Source organism: Actinacidiphila oryziradicis (genome assembly GCF_005047355.1).
Lineage (GTDB): Bacteria > Actinomycetota > Actinomycetes > Streptomycetales > Streptomycetaceae > Actinacidiphila > Actinacidiphila oryziradicis.
The window spans coordinates 264,857-283,807 of sequence record NZ_SUMC01000006.1; the positions used below are offsets into that span (position 1 = coordinate 264,857).

The following is an 18,951-nucleotide window of genomic DNA, read 5'->3' on the forward strand; positions in this document are numbered from 1 at the left end:
TTCCGATGGCCTTATTGTGACTACATGTTCGACTTGCGGTCCTTCGCGGAACTTCGCGCCACCGAGTACGGCTACCTCGACGAGAACCATCACATCTACCTCGACCACACCGGCGCCGGGCTGCCCGCCCGGTCCCAGGTGCACGCCCAGGCGCACCGGATAACCGCCGACTGCTACGGCAACCCGCATTCGGAGAACCCGACTTCGGCCGCCTCCGAGGCCCTGGTCGCCCGCGCCCGCGCCGCCGTACTGCGGCACTTCAACGCGGACCCGGCCGAGTACGCCGCCATCTTCACGGCGAACGCCACCGGCGCCTTACGCCTGGTCGGCGAGGCCTACCCGTTCAGCCGCCGCACCCGCCTCGTACTGCCCATCGACAACCACAACTCGGTCAACGGCCTCCGGGAATACGCCCGCTCGCGCGGCGCCCGCGCCGTTTACGTACCCTTGGAAGGCCCCGGACTGCGGGTGGCCGACAGCGCGCTTTACGCGGCGCTCGGCGGGCGCGGCGTTCTCGGCGGACGCCACCGGGGCCTGCTTGCCTTCCCCGCGCAGAGCAATTTCACTGGCGTGCAGCACCCGTTGGAGTGGATCGCCGCCGCCCACGCACACGGCTACGATGTGCTGCTCGACGCCGCGGCCTACGCCCCCGCCAACCGGCTCGATCTCAGCCGGGTGCGCCCCGACTTCACCGCCATCAGCTGGTACAAAGTCTTCGGCTACCCCACCGGCATCGGCTGCCTCATCGCCCGCCGGGAAGCGCTGGCCCGGCTGCGCCGCCCGTGGAGGACGATGGTCGTGCCCCGTTCGGCCAACTGCCGCAGGGCCGCCATGAGTCCGGCGCCGGTTGCCGGGTCCAGACCGGAGGTCGGTTCGTCGAGGAACAGGACCCGGGGGCGGGTGAGGAGTTCCACGGCGATGCTGGCGCGTTTGCGTTCGCCGCCGCTGAGCGAGCCGACCGTTGCCGGGCGCGCTCGGTGAGGCCCAGGGTCTCCAGTGCCCGCGTTACGGTTGCCGTGATCTCGCCGGAGGACGTGTTGGCGGGCAGCCGCAGCCGGGCCGCGTACTCCAGGGTGCGGGCGAGCGCCAGTTCGCGGTGGATGATGTCGTCCTGCGGGACGAAGCCCAGTGCCGAACGCAGCGCGGCCGGGTCCGCCCCCTCGTGCAGGACCCGGCCCGAGGCGGGGCGGCGGATCCCGGCCAGGGTTTCGAGGAGCGTGGTCTTGCCCGCGCCGCTGCTGCCGGCGATCGCGGTGACCTGGCCCGGGGCGATGTGGAGCGACACCTCACGCAGCACCTCGCGGGTGCCGCCACGTGCGTACTGGCCGAGTGCGAGCGTCTCGAGCCGCACTCCTGTGGGCGTGGTTGGCGGTGGTCCGATGACGCTCCGGTCAGTCATGGGCCCAGCATGGCAGTGCCGTACGGAGATCGTCACCGGGCGGCAACGCGTGCCCCGTACCATTGAAGGCGTGCCTCTGGCCGATGTCGCCCCGTAGGCCCCGTCCGCTCCGCACCCGCGACACGGAGAGGCCCATGCCCCGCGACTTCCGCCGCCGTCCGCTGCCCGCCTGGCTCGCGCACCCGCTGCGTTGGCAGCGACTGCCGGTGCCCTGGGCGGCGGTGGCGCGCGGTGCGCTCGCCGCGGGCCCGCTGCTCGGCGTGGGGATCGGTACCGGGCACCCGGCGGCCGGTGTGCTGGCCGCGCTCGGCGCGATGCTGGCCGGGGTCAACGACCGGCCGGGGACGCGTCGTAACGGCATCGTGCACATCGGCCTGCCGGCGCTCGCCGGGACCGCCGGTGTACTCCTCGGCGGCACGGCCGCCACGGTCGCCGCCGGGTGGTGGGCGATACCGGTGATCTTCGTGGTGGGGCTGGTGTCCGGCGCGGTGAGTGTCGTGGGGCCGGTGTGCTCCACCGCCGGGATGCAGTTGCTGGTCGCCGTCATCATCGGCATGGGTATGCCGCTGCCGGGGCCGGCCTGGTTCAAGGCCCTCTGCTTTCTCGGCGGCGCCGGCTGGCTGCTGTTGCTCCGACTCGTTCTGCGCCCGCCGGGGACGCTCGACGGCGGCCGTGCAACCCTCGCCACCGTCTTCGACGCCCTGGCCGATGCCTTGGCCGCCGTAGGCACCCCCGGCGCCGTACCCGCCCGCCGCCGTCTCACCGCCGCCCTCGACCGCGCGGAAGAGGCCATGCGGCTGCACCGCCTCTTCCGGCGCCTCCTCACCCCCGGTGACCGCCTCCTCATCGAACGGTACGCCGCCGCCACCGCCCTGTGCGAAGCCGCCGTAGCCCTCCTCTGGGAGGCCCGCCCGCTCCCGCCCCGCGTTTCCGACGGCCCCCGCCGCCTGGCCACGGCCATCCGCACTCATTCCCCCGCCGGGCCCCTCCCCGCGCCCGGGGCCAGCACGGCGGCCCGCGCCGCCTTCGACCGCGCCCTCTTGGACGCCGCCGTGGTCTTCGCCCGCACCACGCCGGAGCACTCCGCGGCCGACCTGCCATCCGCTCCCGCACGCTCCCGGGTCCGCTGGCGCGTCCTCGGCGCCGCCGGGCGCGAATACGCCCTCCGGGTCGCCCTCTGCGTCGCTGCCAGCGCGTCCGTGGCGCTCGCCCTCCGGGCCAACCACTGGTACTGGCTGCCGGCGACCGCCGCCTTCCTCGTCAAGCCCGACATGGGGCCGCTCTTCTCCCGGGTGGTGAATCGTTTCGTCGGTACGGCGGTCGGCGTGCTCGTCTTCGCCGGGCTCGCTGCCGCGTTCGGCGGCGGCTGGTGGCCCGCCGTCGCCGCCGCGGCCGGCGGGGCGCTGGTGCCCGTCGCGACCCGGCACTTCGCCCTGCAGACTGCCGTCGTCACCGTGCTGGTGCTCTCCTTCGTCTCCGTCGGCGGTGACACCCAGGCCGCCGGGAACCGCCTCGCCGACACGGTCATCGCCTGCGGCATCGTCCTCCTCATAGGACACCTGCCCCGTCTCGTCGACCCGGCCGCCCGGGCCGGCCTGCGGGTCGGCACCGCCCTGCGTTGCACCGAGCGGTACCTCGACCACATCCTCACCGTCTCCGCCAGCGAGCGGAGCGGGGAGCGCATGGCCCTGCGCCGCGCCGCCTACCGTGCCCTCGCCGAGGCCCGTGCGACCGCCGATACCGCAGCCGCCGAACTCGGCCGCACCGTCGACTGGGTACCCGTCGTCGCTGCCGCCGAACGCATCGTCGACGCCGCCACCGCCTGCGCCGTACGCATCGAACACGGCGCCCCCCGGCCCAGCGAACGCGAGGCCCGGGAGGTCACCGGCGTCCTCACCGCCCTGGCCGCCACCTTGGACGGCACGGGTGGCCCAACGGTGCAGGAGTTCATCACCGCCCCCGAATGCGAGACCCTCGCCGACGTAGTGGCCGAACTCCGCCGCATCCGGGCGGCAGCCGCCTGACCCGGGCCGGGCGGAGGGCGTAGGGCCTGTCCGGGTCGCTCCAGCTACCTCCCCTTCGGCTGGGATGCCCTTCCTTCCTCCGCCCTGCGATCGCAGGCACCAGATACCGCTCCTTCCTCCAGGCCACGCCGCAGGCCCTAGCGCCGGGTCCCGGTCGGCGCAAGGCGATCGCCGTCTTGCGTCCGGGCGCGCTATCGTCGGCTCAAAGCAGCTTGCGGTTGGTGGTCGGGTCGGGAGGATGACGACGTGGTCGTGTTTCTGCTCGGGATCAGCGCCGCGTGCTGCCTGGGACTCGGTTTTGTGCTGCAGCAGCGGGCCGCACAGCGGGCGCCGCTGTCGGATTTCCTGTCATTCCGGTTGCTGCTCGACCTGATGCGGATGCCGGAATGGCTGCTGGGCATCGCGCTGATGGTCAGCGGGATGGTGCTCAGCGCGCTGGCGCTGACCAAGGGCGAGGTATCGCTGGTCGAGCCGCTCACCGCGACGAATCTGCTCTTCGCGATGGCGCTGTCGCGCCGCTTCACCGGCCAGCGACTCGGCTGGAAGGGGTGGTCGGGGGTCGGGCTGCTGGCTCTAGGGGTCACCACGTTCATCGTCGCGGGGCAGCCGTCCGGTGGCGGCCCCCAAGCCGGGGCGCTGCGGCACTGGGTGGTGGTGGGCATCGTCGCCGGGATCGCGGTGCTGCTGGTGGGGTGTGCGAAGCGGCTGAGCCCGTCGCGGGAGGCCACGCTGCTGGCGCTCGCGGCGGGGCTGTTGTACGGGTTGCAGGACGCCCTCACCCGTATCTCGGGACAGCTCGCGGGGGAGGAGGGAATCGCGGCACTCGCGATGCACTGGCAGCCGTACGCGGTGCTGGGGATCGGTCTCACCGGCCTGGTCCTCGTACAGAGCGCGTTCGAAACGGCGCCGCTGCGGATGTCGCTGCCGGCGCTGACCGCCGCCCAGCCGCTGGCCGGCATAGCGTGCGGAGTGGGCTTCCTCGGCGACCGGGTGCGGGTGACGCCGGGCGCGCTGGCATGGGAGGCGGCGGGGCTGGCGGCGATCACCATCGGTGTCGTGCTGCTCGGCCGGCACCCGGCGATCCAGCCTTTGGAGCCGTCCAATCGGGCCGCCGAACCCCTGACCGGGGCCGGGGAACCGCCGAGGGCGCTCCGCTGACCGTCCGCCCGCCAGGGCCTGTCCGGCCGATCTCCGCGGCGTCGCGTGCCCTGGCACTGGGGGCACCTCCCAGCGGTAGCTGGGGGAGCTCGCGGCGTTGCCGGACTGCCCCAGTAGCTCTCCCCCAGCCTTCGGCCGGGAGGTACCCCCAACCCCAAGCTCTCGGCTTCGCTCGAGCAGGGGGGACCCCCATCGAGGGCAGTCCGGCGCCTTGCGATCACAGGCGCCGCTGCGGACGTCAGCCGCTGGCGCGGCGGGCCGCTCCTTCTCCCACGGAGATCGGCCGGACAGGCCCTAGTTCTGCGCGGCCTCGGCCAGCGCGCGGGCCGCGCAGGCGATGGGGGGCCATGACCACTGGCCGCGCCGGGCCACCAGGAAACTGCGCCGCGTCCCGAGCAGCGGGTCCAGCGGCCGGAAGACCACATCCGTACGGTGCCGCTCGACCCCCGAATCGGCCAGCAGCGCGACTCCGAGGCCGGCACCGGCCAGCATGTTGATCAGGTGCAGGCTGTCGACCCGGTGGGCGATACGGGGCGTGAAGCCGGCCAGCGCACAGACCCGCTGCACCAGCTCGTCGTCATCGGTGCCCCGGGAGTTGGTGATCCAACCCGCCCCCGCCAGCTGCCGCAGGTCCGGCAGGGCGGCCGGGCCCTGCCCGGCACCGTACGCGGCGGGGAGGGCCAGATGGAGCGGCTCAGCGGCAAGGTGCCGGACGCTGAGGCCGCTCGGCACCTCGCGCGGCACGAGGCTGTAGTCGTAGATGACCCCGAGATCGATGTCCCCGGCGAGCAGCAGCTGCAGTGTCTGCTCGGGCTCGTGCTCGTACAGCTGCGCCTCGACGCCCGGGTGCTCGGTCCGCAGTCGTACGAGTGCCGGTACGACGACCTGCTCAGTGGCGCTGGCGTAGCCGGCGAGCCGCATCCGCCCGGCCGGCCCGGCCTCGCCGCACAGTTCGGCGCGGGCCTCCTCCACCGCCGCCAGGATGCCGACCGCGTGTTCCACCAGCCGCTCACCCGCGGGGGTGAGCCGCACCCGGCGGCCGACGGGGGCGAGCAGCGGTGCGCCGATCTCCTGCTCCAGCACGGCGAGGTGCTTGGAGACCGCTGAGGTGCCGTAGCCGGTGCGCTCGGCGACGGCGGCCATCGTGCCGAGACGGCTGAGCTCGACGAGCAGCCGCAGCCGCCCCAGATCAGGAAGTGCGTCCATCCACTGATCGTAAACAATGTGTCCGCCAATGGCCCGTGGACAGAAACGGACGATGCCCGGTCCAATGATCCACGTGACCCCGACCGATGCCATCTCCCGCCGCCTCCCCGGGGCTGTGCTGATCCTCGCCGCGATGACCGTGCTGCACACCGGCAGCGCCCTGGCGACCAGGTTCTTCGACGACGTCGGCGCCGCCGGGACCACCTGGCTGCGGGTGAGCTTCGCCGCGCTCCTGCTGCTCGCCCTCACCGGCCGCTCCCTCTGGCCGGTCCTGCGGAGCACCCCGCGTGCCGACCTGTCCGCCGCACTGCTCCTGGGAGCCGCCAGCGGCGGGATGATGCTGCTCTTCTCCGAATCCGCCGCCCGCATCCCGCTCGGCACCGCCACCGCGCTGGAGTTCCTCGGCCCGCTCGCCGTGGCGGTCGCCGCCTCCCGGCGGCCCCGCGAACTGGCCTGGCTGGCCCTCGCCGCGGCCGGGGTCCTGCTGCTCACCTCGCCCTGGACCGGCGGTGTCGGCCTTGCCGGAGTGCTGTTCGGGCTCGCGGCAGGCGTCTGCTGGGCGCTGTACGTCATCGGTACGCAGCACATCGGCAGCCGCTTCTCCGCCCAGCACGGCCTCGCGGTCTCGCTGACCGCTGCCGCCCTCTTCACCGCCCCTTTCGGGGCACCGCAGGTGGTCGCCGCTCCGCGTTGGGGCGTGATCGCGGCGGTCGCCGGGATCGCCGTACTCATGCCGCTCGTCCCCTACCTCCTGGAGATGAAGGCGCTGCAGCGCATCGGCAGCACCGCCTACGGCACCCTCGTCGGCATGGAGCCCGCGGTCAGCCTGCTGGCCGGCATGGTGCTGATCTCCCAGATCCCCACCGCCGTCCAGGCAGCCGGCACCGCCCTCGTCGTCGTCGCCGGCATCGGTGCCGCCCGCGCCGAGCGCCGCGCTCCGGGCGGCAGCCGCGAGGTCACCCGACGTTCGTCGAGTACGCCGTCGTGTCCAGCCGAGCCTTCCCGGTGAAGAGCTTGCTGCCCGCCTCCAGGTCGAAGTCGGCGGACTTCGCCGATGCCGGCCGAAAGGTTGCTTTTACCGGCCGGTCAGCCCTTGCCGAAGACCTGGGCGGGGAAGGCCCCGGCCGCCAGGGCGGCCTGGGTGAAGGTCGTGGCGAGCTCGGTGAGACGTTTCACGCCGGCCGCGCCCAGGTGCTCGTACGGGGCCAGGTCGAGGCGGTCGGTGACGGTCTCGATTTCGCGGCGCAGTTCGGTGCCCGCGGCGGTCAGTTCGCCGTCGGCGTCGAGCAGGCCGCGGTCGCGGAGCCTGGCCTGGGCGGCGGACCACTGGTCGGGGGACCAGCCGCGGGTGCGCTGGAAAGCGCGAGCGGTCATGGCCTTGCCGGTGGCGGTGTGGGTGACCAGGGCCTCCAGGCCGCTGAGCTCGGCGGCGGCGAGGGCGGCGAGGTGGCCGTCACCGCGGTGCTCGCGCAGCAGTGTGGCGGCATGCCACAAGGCGAGGTGGGGCTCCTCGGGGACGGGCAGGCCGGCGTTGGCGGCGTAGAGAGGCCGGGCTTCGCGGTGGCAGGCTTCGGCGGCCCGCAGGGCGAGTTCGGCGGTCTCGGCGAGCTCCTTCGAGGCGATGGCGTCGGAGCCGAGCAGCCTGGTGAGGACGGCGCCCGCGGCGCTCAGCCGCGCGTCGAGGACGGCGGCCGGTGCGGCGATGGTCCAGGCGCGGGGGATGGCTCGGGCCACCAGCTCGTGGTTGAAGTTGTAGAAGGTCGCGGTGACGGTGCCCGCGCCGACCGTACCGAGCGGCGCCGCCCGCCCGGCGAAGTAGACCATGGAGCCCCGCTCGAGCCCGAGCCCGGTGAGCCCGGTGTCGTACTCCGGCGCGAAGTAGAGCGAGGAGTGCAGCGGGTTGATGACGTTGTGGCAGTGGCGGGCCGCGCGCGGGTCCAGGGCGGAGGTCGTCATGGCAGACATGTTACCGACCGGTCAGCATGGAACAGAAGAGGTGCGCACTCGGCGGGAAGAATCAGCCCATCCAGGTGAACCGGGGTTGACGCCGTTCCAGGAACGCGGCGACGCCCTCCGCCAGGTCGCCGCTCTCGCGGCTCTGCCGCGCCCAGTGTTCCACCCGGGCCGGGTCGAGGTCGGGCGCGGCGAACTCCTTGGCCGCCGCCTGGGTGAGCCGGGAGCGCGAGGCGAGCACGCCCGCGAACTCGGCGACGCGTTTGTCGAGCGCGTCGCCGTCAGGCAGTACCTCGTCCACGAGCCCGGTCCGGAGCGCTCGCTCGTGGCCGATCAACTCGGCGGAGAACAGCAGGAATTTGGCGGCCGAGGGTCCGACCAGGCCGACCAGCCGCCGGGTGGAGGAGGCGGGGTAGACGATGCCGAGCTTCGCCGGGGTGATCCCGAAGCGTGCGCCCTCGGCGGTGAAGCGCAGGTCACAGGCGGCGGCGAGTTGGCAGCCGCCGCCCACGCAGAAGCCGCGGATGGCGGCGAGGGTGGGCTTGGGGAAGGTGGCGAGGGCCTCCTCGGCTGTGCCGGCGGCGCCCTGGGGGTCGCCGTCCCGCAGGGCCGAGATGTCGGCGCCGGCGCAGAAGGTGTCGCCGGCGCCGGTGAGCACCAGCACCCGCACCGCGGGGTCGGCGGCGAGGCCGTCGAGCATCGAGGGCAGCGCCCGCCACATGCCGTCGGTCATGGCGTTGCGCTTGGCGGGGTTGTTGATCGTGACCGTGGCGGTGCCGTCGGCCGTGTCCAGGAGCAGGCCGGGCTTATGCGGTGCGGGCATATGCCGGATCTTATCCGGGCCAGAAGCGATCACCGGAGCGCCTGCAGCGCGCGTAAATCAGCAGAAGCTGTCGAAATATATGGACTTACGGTCAGCAGCCCGACTGTGTCCCCCGGTTACCGAGACTCGGTCTGTGAGGCGGATCCCGCTCTCGCCCGGTGCGGGCGCGGGCGGGGGCTGCGGGGAGCATCGCGCACGAAATACGAGGGTGAATGCCGCCATGGAGGTCTGCGGGAGCGTCCCGTCCGATCCGGTGCCCGCTGAGACTCCGGCTCCGGCCGGCCCGCTCCCGTACGAGGGGGCATGGAGGTTCACCACCCCCGCGCTGGACGTCTCGGTGCCGCAGGCCCGGCACGCGGTACGGGAACTGCTGGCCAGCCGCAAGGTGCCTGCCGACGACGAACTGGTGCAGGGCCTGTTGCTGATCGTCTCCGAGTTGGTCACCAACTCGGTCCGGCACGCGGCGCTGCTCTCCCCGGAGATCTCCGTCGAGGTCGCGGTCGGCGCCAACTGGGTGCGGGTGGCCGTCGAGGACAACCATCCGTACCGCCCTAAAGCGCTGGAAGCCGATCTCGGGCAGATCGGCGGACGCGGTCTGCTGCTGGTGAAGGCGATCACCGCGCAGGCCGGCGGGGTGTGCGATGTGGAGCAGACCGAATCCGGCGGCAAGGTGATCTGGGCCGCGCTTCCCCTGCCGGGCGCCGCGGCCCGGTAGGGCCGGCCTGTCCGGCCGGTCTCCGCCAGTGCCGCCAAGGAGACCGGCCGGACAGGCCCCGGAGCAGCGTTACCAGCCGGCGTCACCGTTGAATTCGCGGATGGCCGGCAGTGCCGCCTCCAGAACGGTCGGGAACCAGGCCGAGAACGGGCCGGACTCCTGCAGCTCCTCAAGATCCACGGGCGTGACGAAGGCGGTCTCGCCGATCTCGTCCGGGTCCGGACGCAGCTCGGCCCGGATCAGCCCGACGAAGAGGTGGTTGTATTCCTGCTCGACCAGCCCGGACGCGGGATCGGGATGGTTGTAGCGGACCGTGCCACCCTCCTGCAGTACCGCGGGCGGGGCCCCCAGTTCCTCAGCGGTGCGACGGGCTGCCGCGACGAACGGCGGCTCGGCCGGGTACGGGTGGCCGCAGCAGGTGTTCGACCAGACCCCGGGGGAGTGGTACTTGCCCAGTGCCCGGCGCTGGAGCAGCAGCCTGCCGTCCTCGTCGAAGAGGAAGACCGAGAAAGCCCGGTGCAGCCGTCCCGGTGCCAGATGCGCTGACAGCTTCTCGGCGGTGCCGATCGTCACCCCGTTCTCGTCGACGAGCTCAAGCATGATCGGTGCCGCGGCACCGTTGGAGGAGGGGTCCGCCGTGGGGGTACCGGGGCGGCCGGAGGCGGGACTGGTTGGCATAGCCATCCTTTGTGTTCTGCAACGAAGTCAAGCCCTCAGTTTGCCTCACGTGCCGTCGCGACCTGCGGCTGCACGGCTTGATTAGTGGCATTAACGGCAATCAATGGCAGAGCTTGGCCTCGTGTTCGGCATGCCCGCGGGGCTCCAACTGGAAGGTGCAGTGCGCTACGTCGAAGTGGTCGCCGAGACAGCCTTGCAGATCGTGCAGCAACTTCTCGTGTCCGACCGAATTCAGTGCGTCCTGACTTACCACTACATGTGCGGACAATACCGGCATACCGGAAGTGATCGTCCAGACATGCAGGTCGTGCAGCCCCTCCACCTCCGGCAGGGCCAGGATGTGCGCCCGGACCTCGGCCATGTCCACGTCCCTCGGCGCGGCCTCGAGCAGTACGTCGACGGCTTCGCGCAGCAGCTTCCACGTACGCGGGACGATCATCAGCCCGATCAGCAGGGACGCCGTCGGGTCGGCCTGCCGCCAGCCTGTGGTGAGAATCACCAGGGCCGCCACGACCACCGCCAGTGAGCCCAGGGCGTCCGCCATGACCTCCAGGAACGCGCCCCGGACAGTCAGGCTCTCCCCCTGCCCCCGCATCAGCAGCGTGAGGGAGACGGTGTTGGCGGCCAGGCCGATCAGGCCGAAGACGATCGTCGTCCCGCCGGCCACATCGGCCGGGCTGATCAGCCGGTGCACGGCCTCGTAGAAGATGTACGCGCCCACGCCGAAGAGCAGCGCCGCGTTCAGGACGGCGGAGAGGATCTCGGCCCGCGCCAGGCCGAAGGTCCGGCGCTCGCTCGGGGGGCGGTTGGCGAAGTGGACGGCCACCAGCGACATGACGATACCGGCCGCGTCGGTCGCCATGTGGCCCGCGTCCGCGAGCAGCGCGAGCGAGCCGGTGACGACGCTGCCGACGATCTCCGTCGCCAGAACCAGCAGCGTGATGCCCAGCGCGGTCCGCAGCCGCCCGCGGTACGCGGCCGCGGCCGTTCCGGTCACTTCACGCGGGGCTGGCCCGTGGCTGTGCGAGTGCGAGTGCCCTGCCCCCATGGAACGCGGCCCCTTCCGGATCGAGGCCGACGGACGCCGGCCCGGACCTCAGTGAACCTTGGTCACGCACTGTGGGCAACCCTGTACCGGTGACCGTTGTCATGCGGGGTGACCTGCGGCGATCCGCCGGACACGGCTCGGGGCGGCTCCGTGGCGGGCACGGTCGGGAAAGGGGCCGTTCATGACCGGCCGGACACAGCCTTGTCCCGGCGGGCCTCGGGGTGGTGCAGCAGCCAGCCCTCCCAGGCCGACTCGACCATGTCGCGTACCGAGTGGTTCGCGGACCAGCCCAGCTCCTTGCGGATCAGCCCGGCCGCCGCCACGACCCGCGCCGGGTCGCCCGGGCGGCGCGGCGCGACGACGGGAACCACGTCCCCGTACCCGGTGACCTCGATGATCAGCCGCATCAGCTCGCGCACCGAGACCCCCTCGCCGCGGCCGATGTTCACCGTCAGATCGCCGGCGCCGTCGTGGTCCGCGAGCTTGCGCGCGACGGCGAGATGGGCGTCGGCGATGTCCTCGACGTGGATGTAGTCGCGGAGGCAGGTGCCGTCCGGCGTCGGATAGTCGTCGCCGAAGATCGCCGGGGCTTCTCCCCTGGTCAGCCGGTCGAAGACCATCGGGACGATATTGAAGACCCCGATGTCCGACAGCTCCGGGCCGGCCGCGCCCGCCACGTTGAAATAGCGCAGGCAGGCGGTGGCGATGCCGTGCGCCTGCCCGGTGGCCCGCACCAGCCACTCACCGGCCAGCTTGGTCTCCCCGTACGGGCTCACCGGCGCGCACGGTGTGTCCTCCGTCACGAGGTCCACGTCGGGCAGGCCGTAGACGGCCGCGGACGACGAGAAGACAAAGCGGGTGATCCCCGCCGCCGCCACCGCCTCCAGCAGTGTCCCCAGACCGCCGACGTTCTCCCGGTAGTACCGCAGCGGCTGTTCGACCGACTCGCCGACCTGCTTCCTCGCCGCGAGATGGACGACTCCGGTGATGCCGTGCTCCGCGAGGGTACGGTCCAGCGTCCCGCGGTCGAGAGTGGAGCCGCTCACAACGGGCACCGCGCCGGGGATCCGTGAGGCGACACCGGTCGAGCCGTCGTCGTACACCACGACACGTTCCCCGGCCCGGGTCATCGCCCGTACGACGTGCGCCCCGATGAAACCAGTACCACCTGTGATCAGCCACGTCATGCGGCCACCCTACCTATCGGCGGGGGGCCGCCAGTTGTCCGGGCGACCCGGAATCGACCATGATGATCGCGCCGCACGGACGTTCTGCCGGGACCGCGGGGCTGAAGACGAAGTAAACGGGCGGTGAACGTATGCCGCCGGGTATCGGATAGCCTCTGCGTTCAACCCACAGGCACCTGTGCCTCCCGTGTGCCGACCGTACGCAGTTGCCCTGCCGCGCCCCGGCCCCAGCCCCACGCTTTTCAGGGAGTGAGTCCGTCTGTCGACCGCCATCCTCACCGGCCCGCCGGTCGCGGCGTCGCCGATCGAGGGCGACCTGCGTGACCTCGGCTTCGCCCTGGTAACAGCCGGTGACCCCGCTGACACCGCGGCCGCAGTCGCTGACACCGGCGCCCTCGCCGCCCGGCTCGCCGCCGTCCCGGCCGGCGAGCGGGTGGCTGTCGTCGACCGGCGCTTCACCGGCCATGTCCACGCCCTGAGGCTGGCGCTGACCGACCCCCGCTTCCCCGCCGCCGCGGTTGCGGGCGCGCTGTCGGTCCAGGCCCAGGCGCGGCCCGTCCTGGCGAGGGCGCTGACCGCCCCGACAGTGCCCGCGGCCGCCGGGCCGGTCGCCGTAGGCGGTGCCCCGCTGCCCGACGCCCTCGCCTCGCTGCTCGAAGCCGAAGGCGTCGTCGTACACCGGCCCGAACTGGGCGTGCTGATCGCCACCGTGCCCGCCGACGAGGCCGAACGCGCAACCGCTCAGTCCGCCGTGGCGTCGGTCGACGACGAAGCCGTACGGCTTTGCAGCGCCGTGAAGTCCCGGGACGGCTTCTTCACCACCCACTTCGTCAGCCCCTACTCGCGGTACATCGCCCGTTGGTGCGCCCGCCGGGGGCTGACGCCGAATCAGGTGACCACCGCGTCCCTGCTCGTCGCGCTGCTCGCCGCCGCGAGCGCGGCCACCGGCACCCGGCCCGGCTTCGTCGCCGCGGGCGGGCTGCTGCTGGCCTCGTTCGTCCTCGACTGCACCGACGGCCAGCTCGCCCGGTACTCCCTGCAGTACTCGACGCTCGGCGCCTGGCTCGACGCGACCTTCGACCGGGCCAAGGAGTACGCCTACTACGCGGGCCTGGCCCTCGGCGCCTCCCGGGGCGGCAGCGATGACGTCTGGACTCTCGCGCTCGGCGCGATGGTGCTGCAGATCTGCCGCCACGTCGTGGACTTCTCCTTCAACGAGTCCATTCAGGACGCGCAGGGCGTCACCGGCAACACCAGCCCCGCCGCCGCCCTCTCCGACAGGCTCGACCGCCTCGGCTGGACCATATGGCTGCGGCGGATGATAGTGCTGCCGATCGGTGAACGCTGGGCGCTGATGGCCCTGTTCACCGCGGCCACCACCCCCCGTATCACCCTCTGCGTCCTGCTTACCGGCTGCGCCCTCGCCGCCTGCTACACCACCGCCGGACGGCTGCTGCGCACGCTCACCCGCAAGGCGACCCGCACCGACCGCTCCGCCGGGGCCCTCGCCGAGCTGACCGACAGCGGCCTGCTCGCCGAGGCCGTCGCGAGGGTGCTGGCCCCCCTGTCCCGCCGGCTGCTGGCCGCCGCGGCCCCGGCCGTGGCACTGCTCGGCGCCGCCGCCCTCGTCATCACCTCGGCGCTGGCCCCGGCCGGCAGCTGGTGGCCGGTCCTGGCCGCCGCCGTGTATGTGGTCACGTCCGGCTTCGCCGTCGCGAGCCCCCTCAAGGGCGCCCTGGACTGGCTGGTGCCGCCGTTCTTCCGGGCAGCGGAATACGGAACTGTGCTGGCACTCGCGGCCGTCTGCGAAGTTAACGGCGCGTTGCCCGCCGCTTTCGGCCTGGTGGCCGCTGTCGCCTACCATCACTACGACACGGTGTACCGCATCCGTGGCGGTACGGGGGCGCCTCCACGGACCCTGGTGCGTGTGCTCGGCGGCCAGGAGGGCAGGGCGCTGGCAGTGACCGCCGTCGCGGCCGCGTTCGTCGGCAGCACCGGCTTCACAGTCGTGCTGACGGCCCTCGCAGTGGCACTCGCCGTGCTGGTGCTCTCCGAGAGCATCCGCTTCTGGGTGTCCTCGCAGGCACCCGCAGTACACGACGAAACAGGAGAACCCGCATGATCGGCCTAGTGCTGGCAGCCGGTGCCGGAAGGCGTCTGCGCCCCTACACCGACACGCTGCCCAAGGCCCTGGTGCCGGTGGACCCGGCGGGGGAGGGGACAACGACCGTCCTCGACCTGACCCTCGGCAACTTCGCCGAGGTAGGCCTGACCGACGTGGCCATCGTCGTGGGCTACCGCAAGGAGGCCGTCTACGAGCGCCAGGCCGCCCTGGAGAGCAAGTACGGCGTCAAGCTGCACCTGGTCGAGAACGACAAGGCCGAGGAGTGGAACAACGCCTACTCCCTCTGGACCGCCCGTGACGTCCTCAAGGAGGGCGTGATCCTCGCCAACGGCGACACCGTGCACCCCGTCTCCGTGGAGAAGACCCTGCTCGGCGCCCGAGGCCAGGGCCAGAAGATCATCCTCGCTCTGGACACGGTGAAGACGCTCGGCGACGAGGAGATGAAGGTCGTCACCGACCCGTCCGTGCCGTCAAGGGGCGTTCGGCGGATCACCAAATTGATGGAACCCGCCGCCGCGAGTGGCGAGTACATCGGTTTGACCCTGATCGAGGCCGACGCCGCCGCCGAACTCGCCGACGCGCTCAAGACCACCTTCGAGCGCGACCCGCAGCTCTACTACGAGGACGGCTACCAGGAACTCGTCAACCGCGGCTTCCGGATCGACACCGCCCCCATCGGCGAGCTGTACTGGGTAGAGATCGACAATCACGACGACCTCAACCGGGCCAGGGAGATCGCGTGCCAGTACTGACGAGGCTCATCCCCTCGCCGGTTGTCGTGGACATCCGTGCGGGAGCGCTGGACGACCTGGCAGGCCTGCTGGCCGACCAGCGGATCTCCAGCTCCGGCAAGCTGGCCATCGCCATCAGCGCCGGCTCCGGCGCGGTGCTGCGCGAGCGGCTCACCCCGGCCCTGCCCGGCGCCGACTGGTACGAGGTCTCCGGCGGCACCATCGACGGCGCGGTCAAGCTCGCCGACGCCATACGGGGCAGGCGCTACGACGCCGTGGTCGGCCTGGGCGGCGGCAAGATCATCGACGCCGCCAAGTACGCCGCCGCCCGCGTCGGGCTGCCGTTGGTCGCCGTCGCGACCAACCTCTCGCACGACGGCCTCTGCTCGCCGGTGTCCACCCTGGACAACGACAACGGCCGCGGCTCCTACGGTGTGCCGGGCCCGATCGGCCTGGTCATCGACCTCAATGTGATCCGCGAGGCCCCGGTCCGCTTCGTACGGTCCGGCATCGGCGACGCGATCTCCAACATCTCGGCGATCGCCGACTGGGAGCTGTCCCACCGCGAGACCGGCGAGCCGATCGACGGCCTCGCCGCCGCCATGGCCCGCACCGCGGGCGAGTCCGTGCTGCGCCACCCCGGCGGCACCGGCGACGACGCCTTCCTCACCACACTCTCCGAAGCCCTGGTGCTCACCGGTATCGCCATGTCCGTCAGCGGCGACACCCGGCCCGCATCCGGCGCCTGCCACGAGATCAGCCACGCCATCGACCTGCTCCACCCCAAACGCGCGGCCGCCCACGGCGAGCAGGTCGGCATCGGTGCCGCCTTCGCGATGTTCCTGCGCGGCGCGCGCGAGGACGCCGGACTCTTCGCCGAGGTGCTGCGCCGCCATGGACTGCCGGTCATCCCCGAGGAGATCGGCTTCACCGAATTCGAGTTCATCGAGGCGGTCAAGTACGCCCCTCAAACCCGCCCCGGGCGCTACACCATCCTGGAACATCTGGAACTCTCCACCGACGAGATCAGGGACGCTTACGCCGACTATGCCAAAACCATCAGTAGCTGAACTGCGTCCGGTCGTTCACCCCCCCGGCGTGAAGGACCGGCGGAGCGGCGAGCACTGGGGCGGCCGGCTCTACATGCGCGAGCTGTCGCTGCGCATCGACCGGCACCTGGTGAACACCAGGGTCACGCCCAACCAGCTGACCTACCTGATGACCGTCTTCGGCGTCCTCGCCGCCCCGGCCCTGCTGGTGCCGGGAATACCGGGCGCGGTGCTCGGTGTGCTGATGGTCCAGCTCTACCTGCTCCTGGACTGTGTCGACGGCGAGATCGCCCGCTGGAAGAAGCAGTTCTCGCTCGGCGGGGTGTACCTGGACCGGGTCGGCGCGTACCTGTGCGACGCCGCGGTCCTGGTCGGCTTCGGCCTGCGCGCCGCCGACCTGTGGGGCCCCGGGCGGATCGACTGGCTGTGGGCCTTCCTCGGAACCCTCGCCGCCCTCGGCGCCATTCTGATCAAGGCCGAGACCGACCTCGTCGGCGTCGCCCGTCACCAGACCGGGCTGCCGCCGGTCAAGGAGGCGGCGTCCGAGCCGCGTTCGTCCGGTCTGGCGCTGGCCCGCAGGGCCGCCGGGGCACTGAAGTTCCACCGGCTGGTCCTCGGGATCGAGGCCTCCCTGCTGGTCCTGGTCCTCGCGATCGTGGACATGATCAGGGGAGACCTGTTCTTCTCGCGGCTCGGCGTCGCGGTGCTGGCCGGTATCGCGATCCTCCAGACGCTGCTGCACCTGGTCAGCATCCTGGCATCGAGCAGGTTGCGGTGAACGCCGGGTCCGGGCAGAGACCCGAGGGCCTGCGGCTCGGGGCGGTGATCATCACCATGGGCAACCGTCCCGAGGAGCTCCGCGACCTGCTCGACTCGGTCGCCAAGCAGCGCGGCCCCCGGATCGAGGTCGCCGTGGTTGGCAACGGCTCCCCGCTGCCCGAGCTCGCCGACGGCGTCCGCACCGTCGAGTTGCCCGAGAATCTGGGCATCCCCGGCGGCCGGAACATCGGCATCGAGGCCTTCGGCCCCGGTGGCTCCGACGTGGATGTCCTGCTCTTCCTCGACGACGACGGCCTGCTCCCCAACGAGGACACCGGGGAGCTCCTCCGCGAGGCGTTCGCCGCCGATCCGCGGCTCGGCATCGTCAGCTTCCGGATCGCCGACCCGGAGACCGGCACCACCCAGCGGCGTCATGTGCCGCGGCTCCGGGCCTCCGACCCGCTGCGCTCCTCGCGCGTCACCACCTTCCTCGGCGGTGCCAATGCCGTACGGACCGCGGTCTTCCAGCAGGTCGGCCTCCTCCCGGACGAGTTCTTCTACGCCCACGAGGAGACCGACCTCGCCTGGCGGGCACTCGACGGCGGCTGGATGATCGACTACCGGTCCGACATGGTCCTTCACCACCCTGCGACGGCTCCCAGCCGCCACGCCGTTTACCACCGCATGGTCGCCCGCAACCGCGTCTGGCTCGCCCGCCGGAACCTCCCCTGGCCCCTGGTTCCTGCCTACCTCGGCACCTGGATGGCGCTCACGCTGCTCCGCCGCCCCTCCCGCCCGGCTCTCAAGGCCTGGTTCGGCGGCTTCCGGGAGGGCTGGACCACGCCCTGCGGTCCACGCCGCACAATGAAGTGGCGTACGGTGTGGCGGCTGACCCGACTGGGCCGACCCCCGATCATCTGACAAGCTCGAACAAAGAGCATCGGACGAAAGTGTCAACTGTGAGCGAGACAACGCACGACGGTGCGGTTGCCGTGAGCCTCCCACCGGCAGCCATCCCCTCGGCCGACGAAGGCCTGTCGGCCGCCGAACTTGCCGCCAAGTACGGCCTCGCGGTCAGCGGCGCCCGCCCAGGCCTGCGCGAGTACGTCCGCCAGCTGTGGGACCGGCGGCACTTCATCGTCGCCTTCGCCACCGCGAAGGTGCAGGCCCAGTACACCGAGGCGCGGCTCGGCCAGCTCTGGCAGGTCATGACACCGCTGCTCAACGCGGCCGTCTACTACCTCATCTTCGGCCTGCTGCTCGGCACCAGCCGGGGCATCGACAACTTCATCGCGTTCCTGGTGACCGGTGTCTTCATCTTCACCTACACCCAATCCTCGGTGATGTCGGGCGTCCGGGCGATCGCCGGCAACCTCGGGCTGATCCGGGCGCTGCACTTCCCGCGTGCCTCGATGCCGATCGCCTTCACGCTGATGCAGCTGCAGCAGCTGCTGATGTCGATGGGGGTGCTGTTCGCCATCGTACTGATGACCGGCGAGGTGCCCACCTGGTCGTGGCTCCTGGCCGCGCCCGCGCTGCTCCTGCAGTCGCTGTTCAACACCGGCCTGGCGCTGATCGTGGCCCGGCTCGGCAGCAAGATGACGGACCTGGCGCAGTTGATGCCCTTCATCCTGCGGACCTGGATGTACATGTCCGGTGTCATGTACAGCATCAGCAATCTGACCGGCCGTGCCCCCTACGTGTTCAAGATCCTGCTGGAGGTGAACCCGGTATCGGTCTACATCGATCTGATGCGGTTCGCTCTCATCGACAGCTTCACCGCTGAACAGCTGCCGCCGCATGTGTGGCCGATCGCTCTGTTCTGGGCGGTTTTTGTGGGTGTCGCTGGCTTTGTGTACTTCTGGAAGGCAGAGGAGCAGTACGGTCGTGGCTGAGCAGCTGATTCCGACGGTCATCGCCGATGACGTCCACATTGTCTATACGGTGCACGGTGCGGGCACCGGCCGTGGCAGCGCGGTTGCCGCGCTGTCGCGCATCGTCAGCCGCAAGAGCAATCCCAACGTCCGCAGGGTCCACGCGGTGCGGGGTGTCAGCTTCACCGCCTACCGGGGTGAGGCGGTCGGCCTCATCGGCTC

The 18,951-nt window shown here is 71.6% G+C and carries 16 protein-coding genes and 3 pseudogenes; 12 read left to right on the forward strand and 7 right to left on the reverse strand.

Features of this window, described 5'->3' with window-relative positions; translation table 11 throughout:
* Positions 1-24: 24 nt before the first annotated feature.
* Positions 25-786 (forward strand): annotated as a pseudogene (locus FCI23_RS09455) (aminotransferase class V-fold PLP-dependent enzyme); the annotation flags it as partial.
* Here the strand turns inward: FCI23_RS09455 and FCI23_RS09460 are convergent.
* Positions 720-1,462, reverse strand: a pseudogene (locus FCI23_RS09460) (ATP-binding cassette domain-containing protein). The pseudogenes FCI23_RS09455 and FCI23_RS09460 sit on opposite strands and share 67 nt — an antisense overlap.
* Positions 1,463-1,533: 71 nt before the next feature.
* On the opposite strand from FCI23_RS09460, the gene FCI23_RS09465 reads away from it, so the two are divergent.
* Positions 1,534-3,423 (forward strand): FUSC family protein, encoded by a 1,890-nt coding sequence (locus tag FCI23_RS09465; protein ID WP_136723009.1) that lies wholly within the window; start codon positions 1,534-1,536, stop codon positions 3,421-3,423.
* Between the two features lie 246 nt (positions 3,424-3,669).
* Positions 3,670-4,581: a DMT family transporter gene (locus tag FCI23_RS09470; protein ID WP_169316737.1), complete on the forward strand. Its 912-nt coding sequence runs from the start codon at positions 3,670-3,672 to the stop codon at positions 4,579-4,581.
* A gap of 294 nt (positions 4,582-4,875) precedes the next feature.
* On the opposite strand, the gene FCI23_RS09475 is transcribed toward FCI23_RS09470, so the two are convergent.
* Positions 4,876-5,787: a LysR family transcriptional regulator gene (locus FCI23_RS09475; RefSeq protein WP_136723010.1), complete on the reverse strand. Its 912-nt coding sequence runs from the start codon at positions 5,785-5,787 to the stop codon at positions 4,876-4,878.
* A gap of 73 nt (positions 5,788-5,860) precedes the next feature.
* On the opposite strand from FCI23_RS09475, the gene FCI23_RS09480 reads away from it, so the two are divergent.
* Positions 5,861-6,796: an EamA family transporter gene (locus FCI23_RS09480; protein ID WP_246143584.1), complete on the forward strand. Its 936-nt coding sequence runs from the start codon at positions 5,861-5,863 to the stop codon at positions 6,794-6,796.
* A gap of 77 nt (positions 6,797-6,873) precedes the next feature.
* Here FCI23_RS09480 and FCI23_RS09485 read toward each other — a convergent pair whose 3' ends face one another.
* On the reverse strand, positions 6,874-7,743 hold the full coding sequence (locus FCI23_RS09485) for an SCO6745 family protein (RefSeq protein WP_136723011.1): 870 nt from the start codon (positions 7,741-7,743) through the stop codon (positions 6,874-6,876).
* Between the two features lie 61 nt (positions 7,744-7,804).
* Complete coding sequence (locus FCI23_RS09490; protein WP_136723012.1) at positions 7,805-8,563, reverse strand: enoyl-CoA hydratase/isomerase family protein; 759 nt, start codon at positions 8,561-8,563, stop codon at positions 7,805-7,807.
* A gap of 220 nt (positions 8,564-8,783) precedes the next feature.
* On the opposite strand from FCI23_RS09490, the gene FCI23_RS09495 reads away from it, so the two are divergent.
* Entirely contained in the window at positions 8,784-9,278 is a 495-nt protein-coding gene (locus FCI23_RS09495) for an ATP-binding protein (RefSeq protein ID WP_136723051.1), read from the forward strand.
* Between the two features lie 69 nt (positions 9,279-9,347).
* On the opposite strand, the gene idi is transcribed toward FCI23_RS09495, so the two are convergent.
* The 3 genes from idi to galE all read right to left on the reverse strand — a co-directional run bounded on the left by idi (position 9,348) and on the right by galE (position 12,191).
* Positions 9,348-9,956 carry an isopentenyl-diphosphate Delta-isomerase gene (idi, locus tag FCI23_RS09500; RefSeq protein WP_136723013.1) on the reverse strand — a complete coding sequence of 203 codons (609 nt, stop codon included), beginning with the start codon at positions 9,954-9,956 and terminating at the stop codon, positions 9,348-9,350.
* Between the two features lie 100 nt (positions 9,957-10,056).
* Positions 10,057-11,004 carry a cation diffusion facilitator family transporter gene (locus FCI23_RS09505; RefSeq protein ID WP_136723014.1) on the reverse strand — a complete coding sequence of 316 codons (948 nt, stop codon included), beginning with the start codon at positions 11,002-11,004 and terminating at the stop codon, positions 10,057-10,059.
* Positions 11,005-11,183: 179 nt separating this feature from the next.
* Positions 11,184-12,191 carry a UDP-glucose 4-epimerase GalE gene (galE, locus tag FCI23_RS09510; RefSeq protein WP_136723015.1) on the reverse strand — a complete coding sequence of 336 codons (1,008 nt, stop codon included), beginning with the start codon at positions 12,189-12,191 and terminating at the stop codon, positions 11,184-11,186.
* Between the two features lie 259 nt (positions 12,192-12,450).
* Here galE and FCI23_RS09515 point away from each other — a divergent pair, with 259 nt between their 5' ends.
* From FCI23_RS09515 to FCI23_RS09545, 7 genes and pseudogenes are all read left to right on the forward strand, one after another.
* Entirely contained in the window at positions 12,451-14,313 is a 1,863-nt protein-coding gene (locus FCI23_RS09515; protein ID WP_136723016.1) for a DUF5941 domain-containing protein, read from the forward strand.
* Complete coding sequence (locus FCI23_RS09520) at positions 14,310-15,068, forward strand: phosphocholine cytidylyltransferase family protein (protein WP_136723017.1); 759 nt, start codon at positions 14,310-14,312, stop codon at positions 15,066-15,068. Before FCI23_RS09515 ends, FCI23_RS09520 begins: the two co-directional genes overlap by 4 nt.
* Positions 15,056-16,117: an iron-containing alcohol dehydrogenase family protein gene (locus tag FCI23_RS09525; RefSeq protein ID WP_136723018.1), complete on the forward strand. Its 1,062-nt coding sequence runs from the start codon at positions 15,056-15,058 to the stop codon at positions 16,115-16,117. The genes FCI23_RS09520 and FCI23_RS09525 overlap by 13 nt, the downstream gene beginning before the upstream one ends.
* Positions 16,095-16,874 carry a CDP-alcohol phosphatidyltransferase family protein gene (locus tag FCI23_RS09530; protein ID WP_136723019.1) on the forward strand — a complete coding sequence of 260 codons (780 nt, stop codon included), beginning with the start codon at positions 16,095-16,097 and terminating at the stop codon, positions 16,872-16,874. Before FCI23_RS09525 ends, FCI23_RS09530 begins: the two co-directional genes overlap by 23 nt.
* A 29-nt stretch (positions 16,875-16,903) precedes the next feature.
* Positions 16,904-17,776 carry a glycosyltransferase family 2 protein gene (locus FCI23_RS09535; protein ID WP_136723052.1) on the forward strand — a complete coding sequence of 291 codons (873 nt, stop codon included), beginning with the start codon at positions 16,904-16,906 and terminating at the stop codon, positions 17,774-17,776.
* Between the two features lie 38 nt (positions 17,777-17,814).
* The gene (locus FCI23_RS09540) at positions 17,815-18,750 is read left to right on the forward strand and encodes an ABC transporter permease (protein ID WP_136723020.1); all 936 of its coding nucleotides are present in this window, start codon (positions 17,815-17,817) and stop codon (positions 18,748-18,750) included.
* Positions 18,743-18,951 (forward strand): annotated as a pseudogene (locus FCI23_RS09545) (ABC transporter ATP-binding protein); the annotation flags it as partial. The gene FCI23_RS09540 and the pseudogene FCI23_RS09545, both read left to right, overlap by 8 nt.

Excerpts from the sequence above, each read along its gene's own strand:
- FCI23_RS09465 (WP_136723009.1), top strand. The coding sequence starts at position 1,534 with ATGCCCCGCGACTTCCGCCGCCGTCCGCTGCCCGCCTGGCTCGCGCAC.
- FCI23_RS09475 (WP_136723010.1), bottom strand. The coding sequence starts at position 5,787 with ATGGACGCACTTCCTGATCTGGGGCGGCTGCGGCTGCTCGTCGAGCTC.
- FCI23_RS09485 (WP_136723011.1), bottom strand. The coding sequence starts at position 7,743 with ATGACGACCTCCGCCCTGGACCCGCGCGCGGCCCGCCACTGCCACAAC.
- FCI23_RS09490 (WP_136723012.1), bottom strand. The coding sequence starts at position 8,563 with ATGCCCGCACCGCATAAGCCCGGCCTGCTCCTGGACACGGCCGACGGC.
- FCI23_RS09495 (WP_136723051.1), top strand. The coding sequence starts at position 8,784 with ATGGAGGTCTGCGGGAGCGTCCCGTCCGATCCGGTGCCCGCTGAGACT.
- idi (WP_136723013.1), bottom strand. The coding sequence starts at position 9,956 with ATGCCAACCAGTCCCGCCTCCGGCCGCCCCGGTACCCCCACGGCGGAC.
- FCI23_RS09505 (WP_136723014.1), bottom strand. The coding sequence starts at position 11,004 with ATGGGGGCAGGGCACTCGCACTCGCACAGCCACGGGCCAGCCCCGCGT.
- galE (WP_136723015.1), bottom strand. The coding sequence starts at position 12,191 with ATGACGTGGCTGATCACAGGTGGTACTGGTTTCATCGGGGCGCACGTC.
- FCI23_RS09520 (WP_136723017.1), top strand. The coding sequence starts at position 14,310 with ATGATCGGCCTAGTGCTGGCAGCCGGTGCCGGAAGGCGTCTGCGCCCC.
- FCI23_RS09530 (WP_136723019.1), top strand. The coding sequence starts at position 16,095 with ATGCCAAAACCATCAGTAGCTGAACTGCGTCCGGTCGTTCACCCCCCC.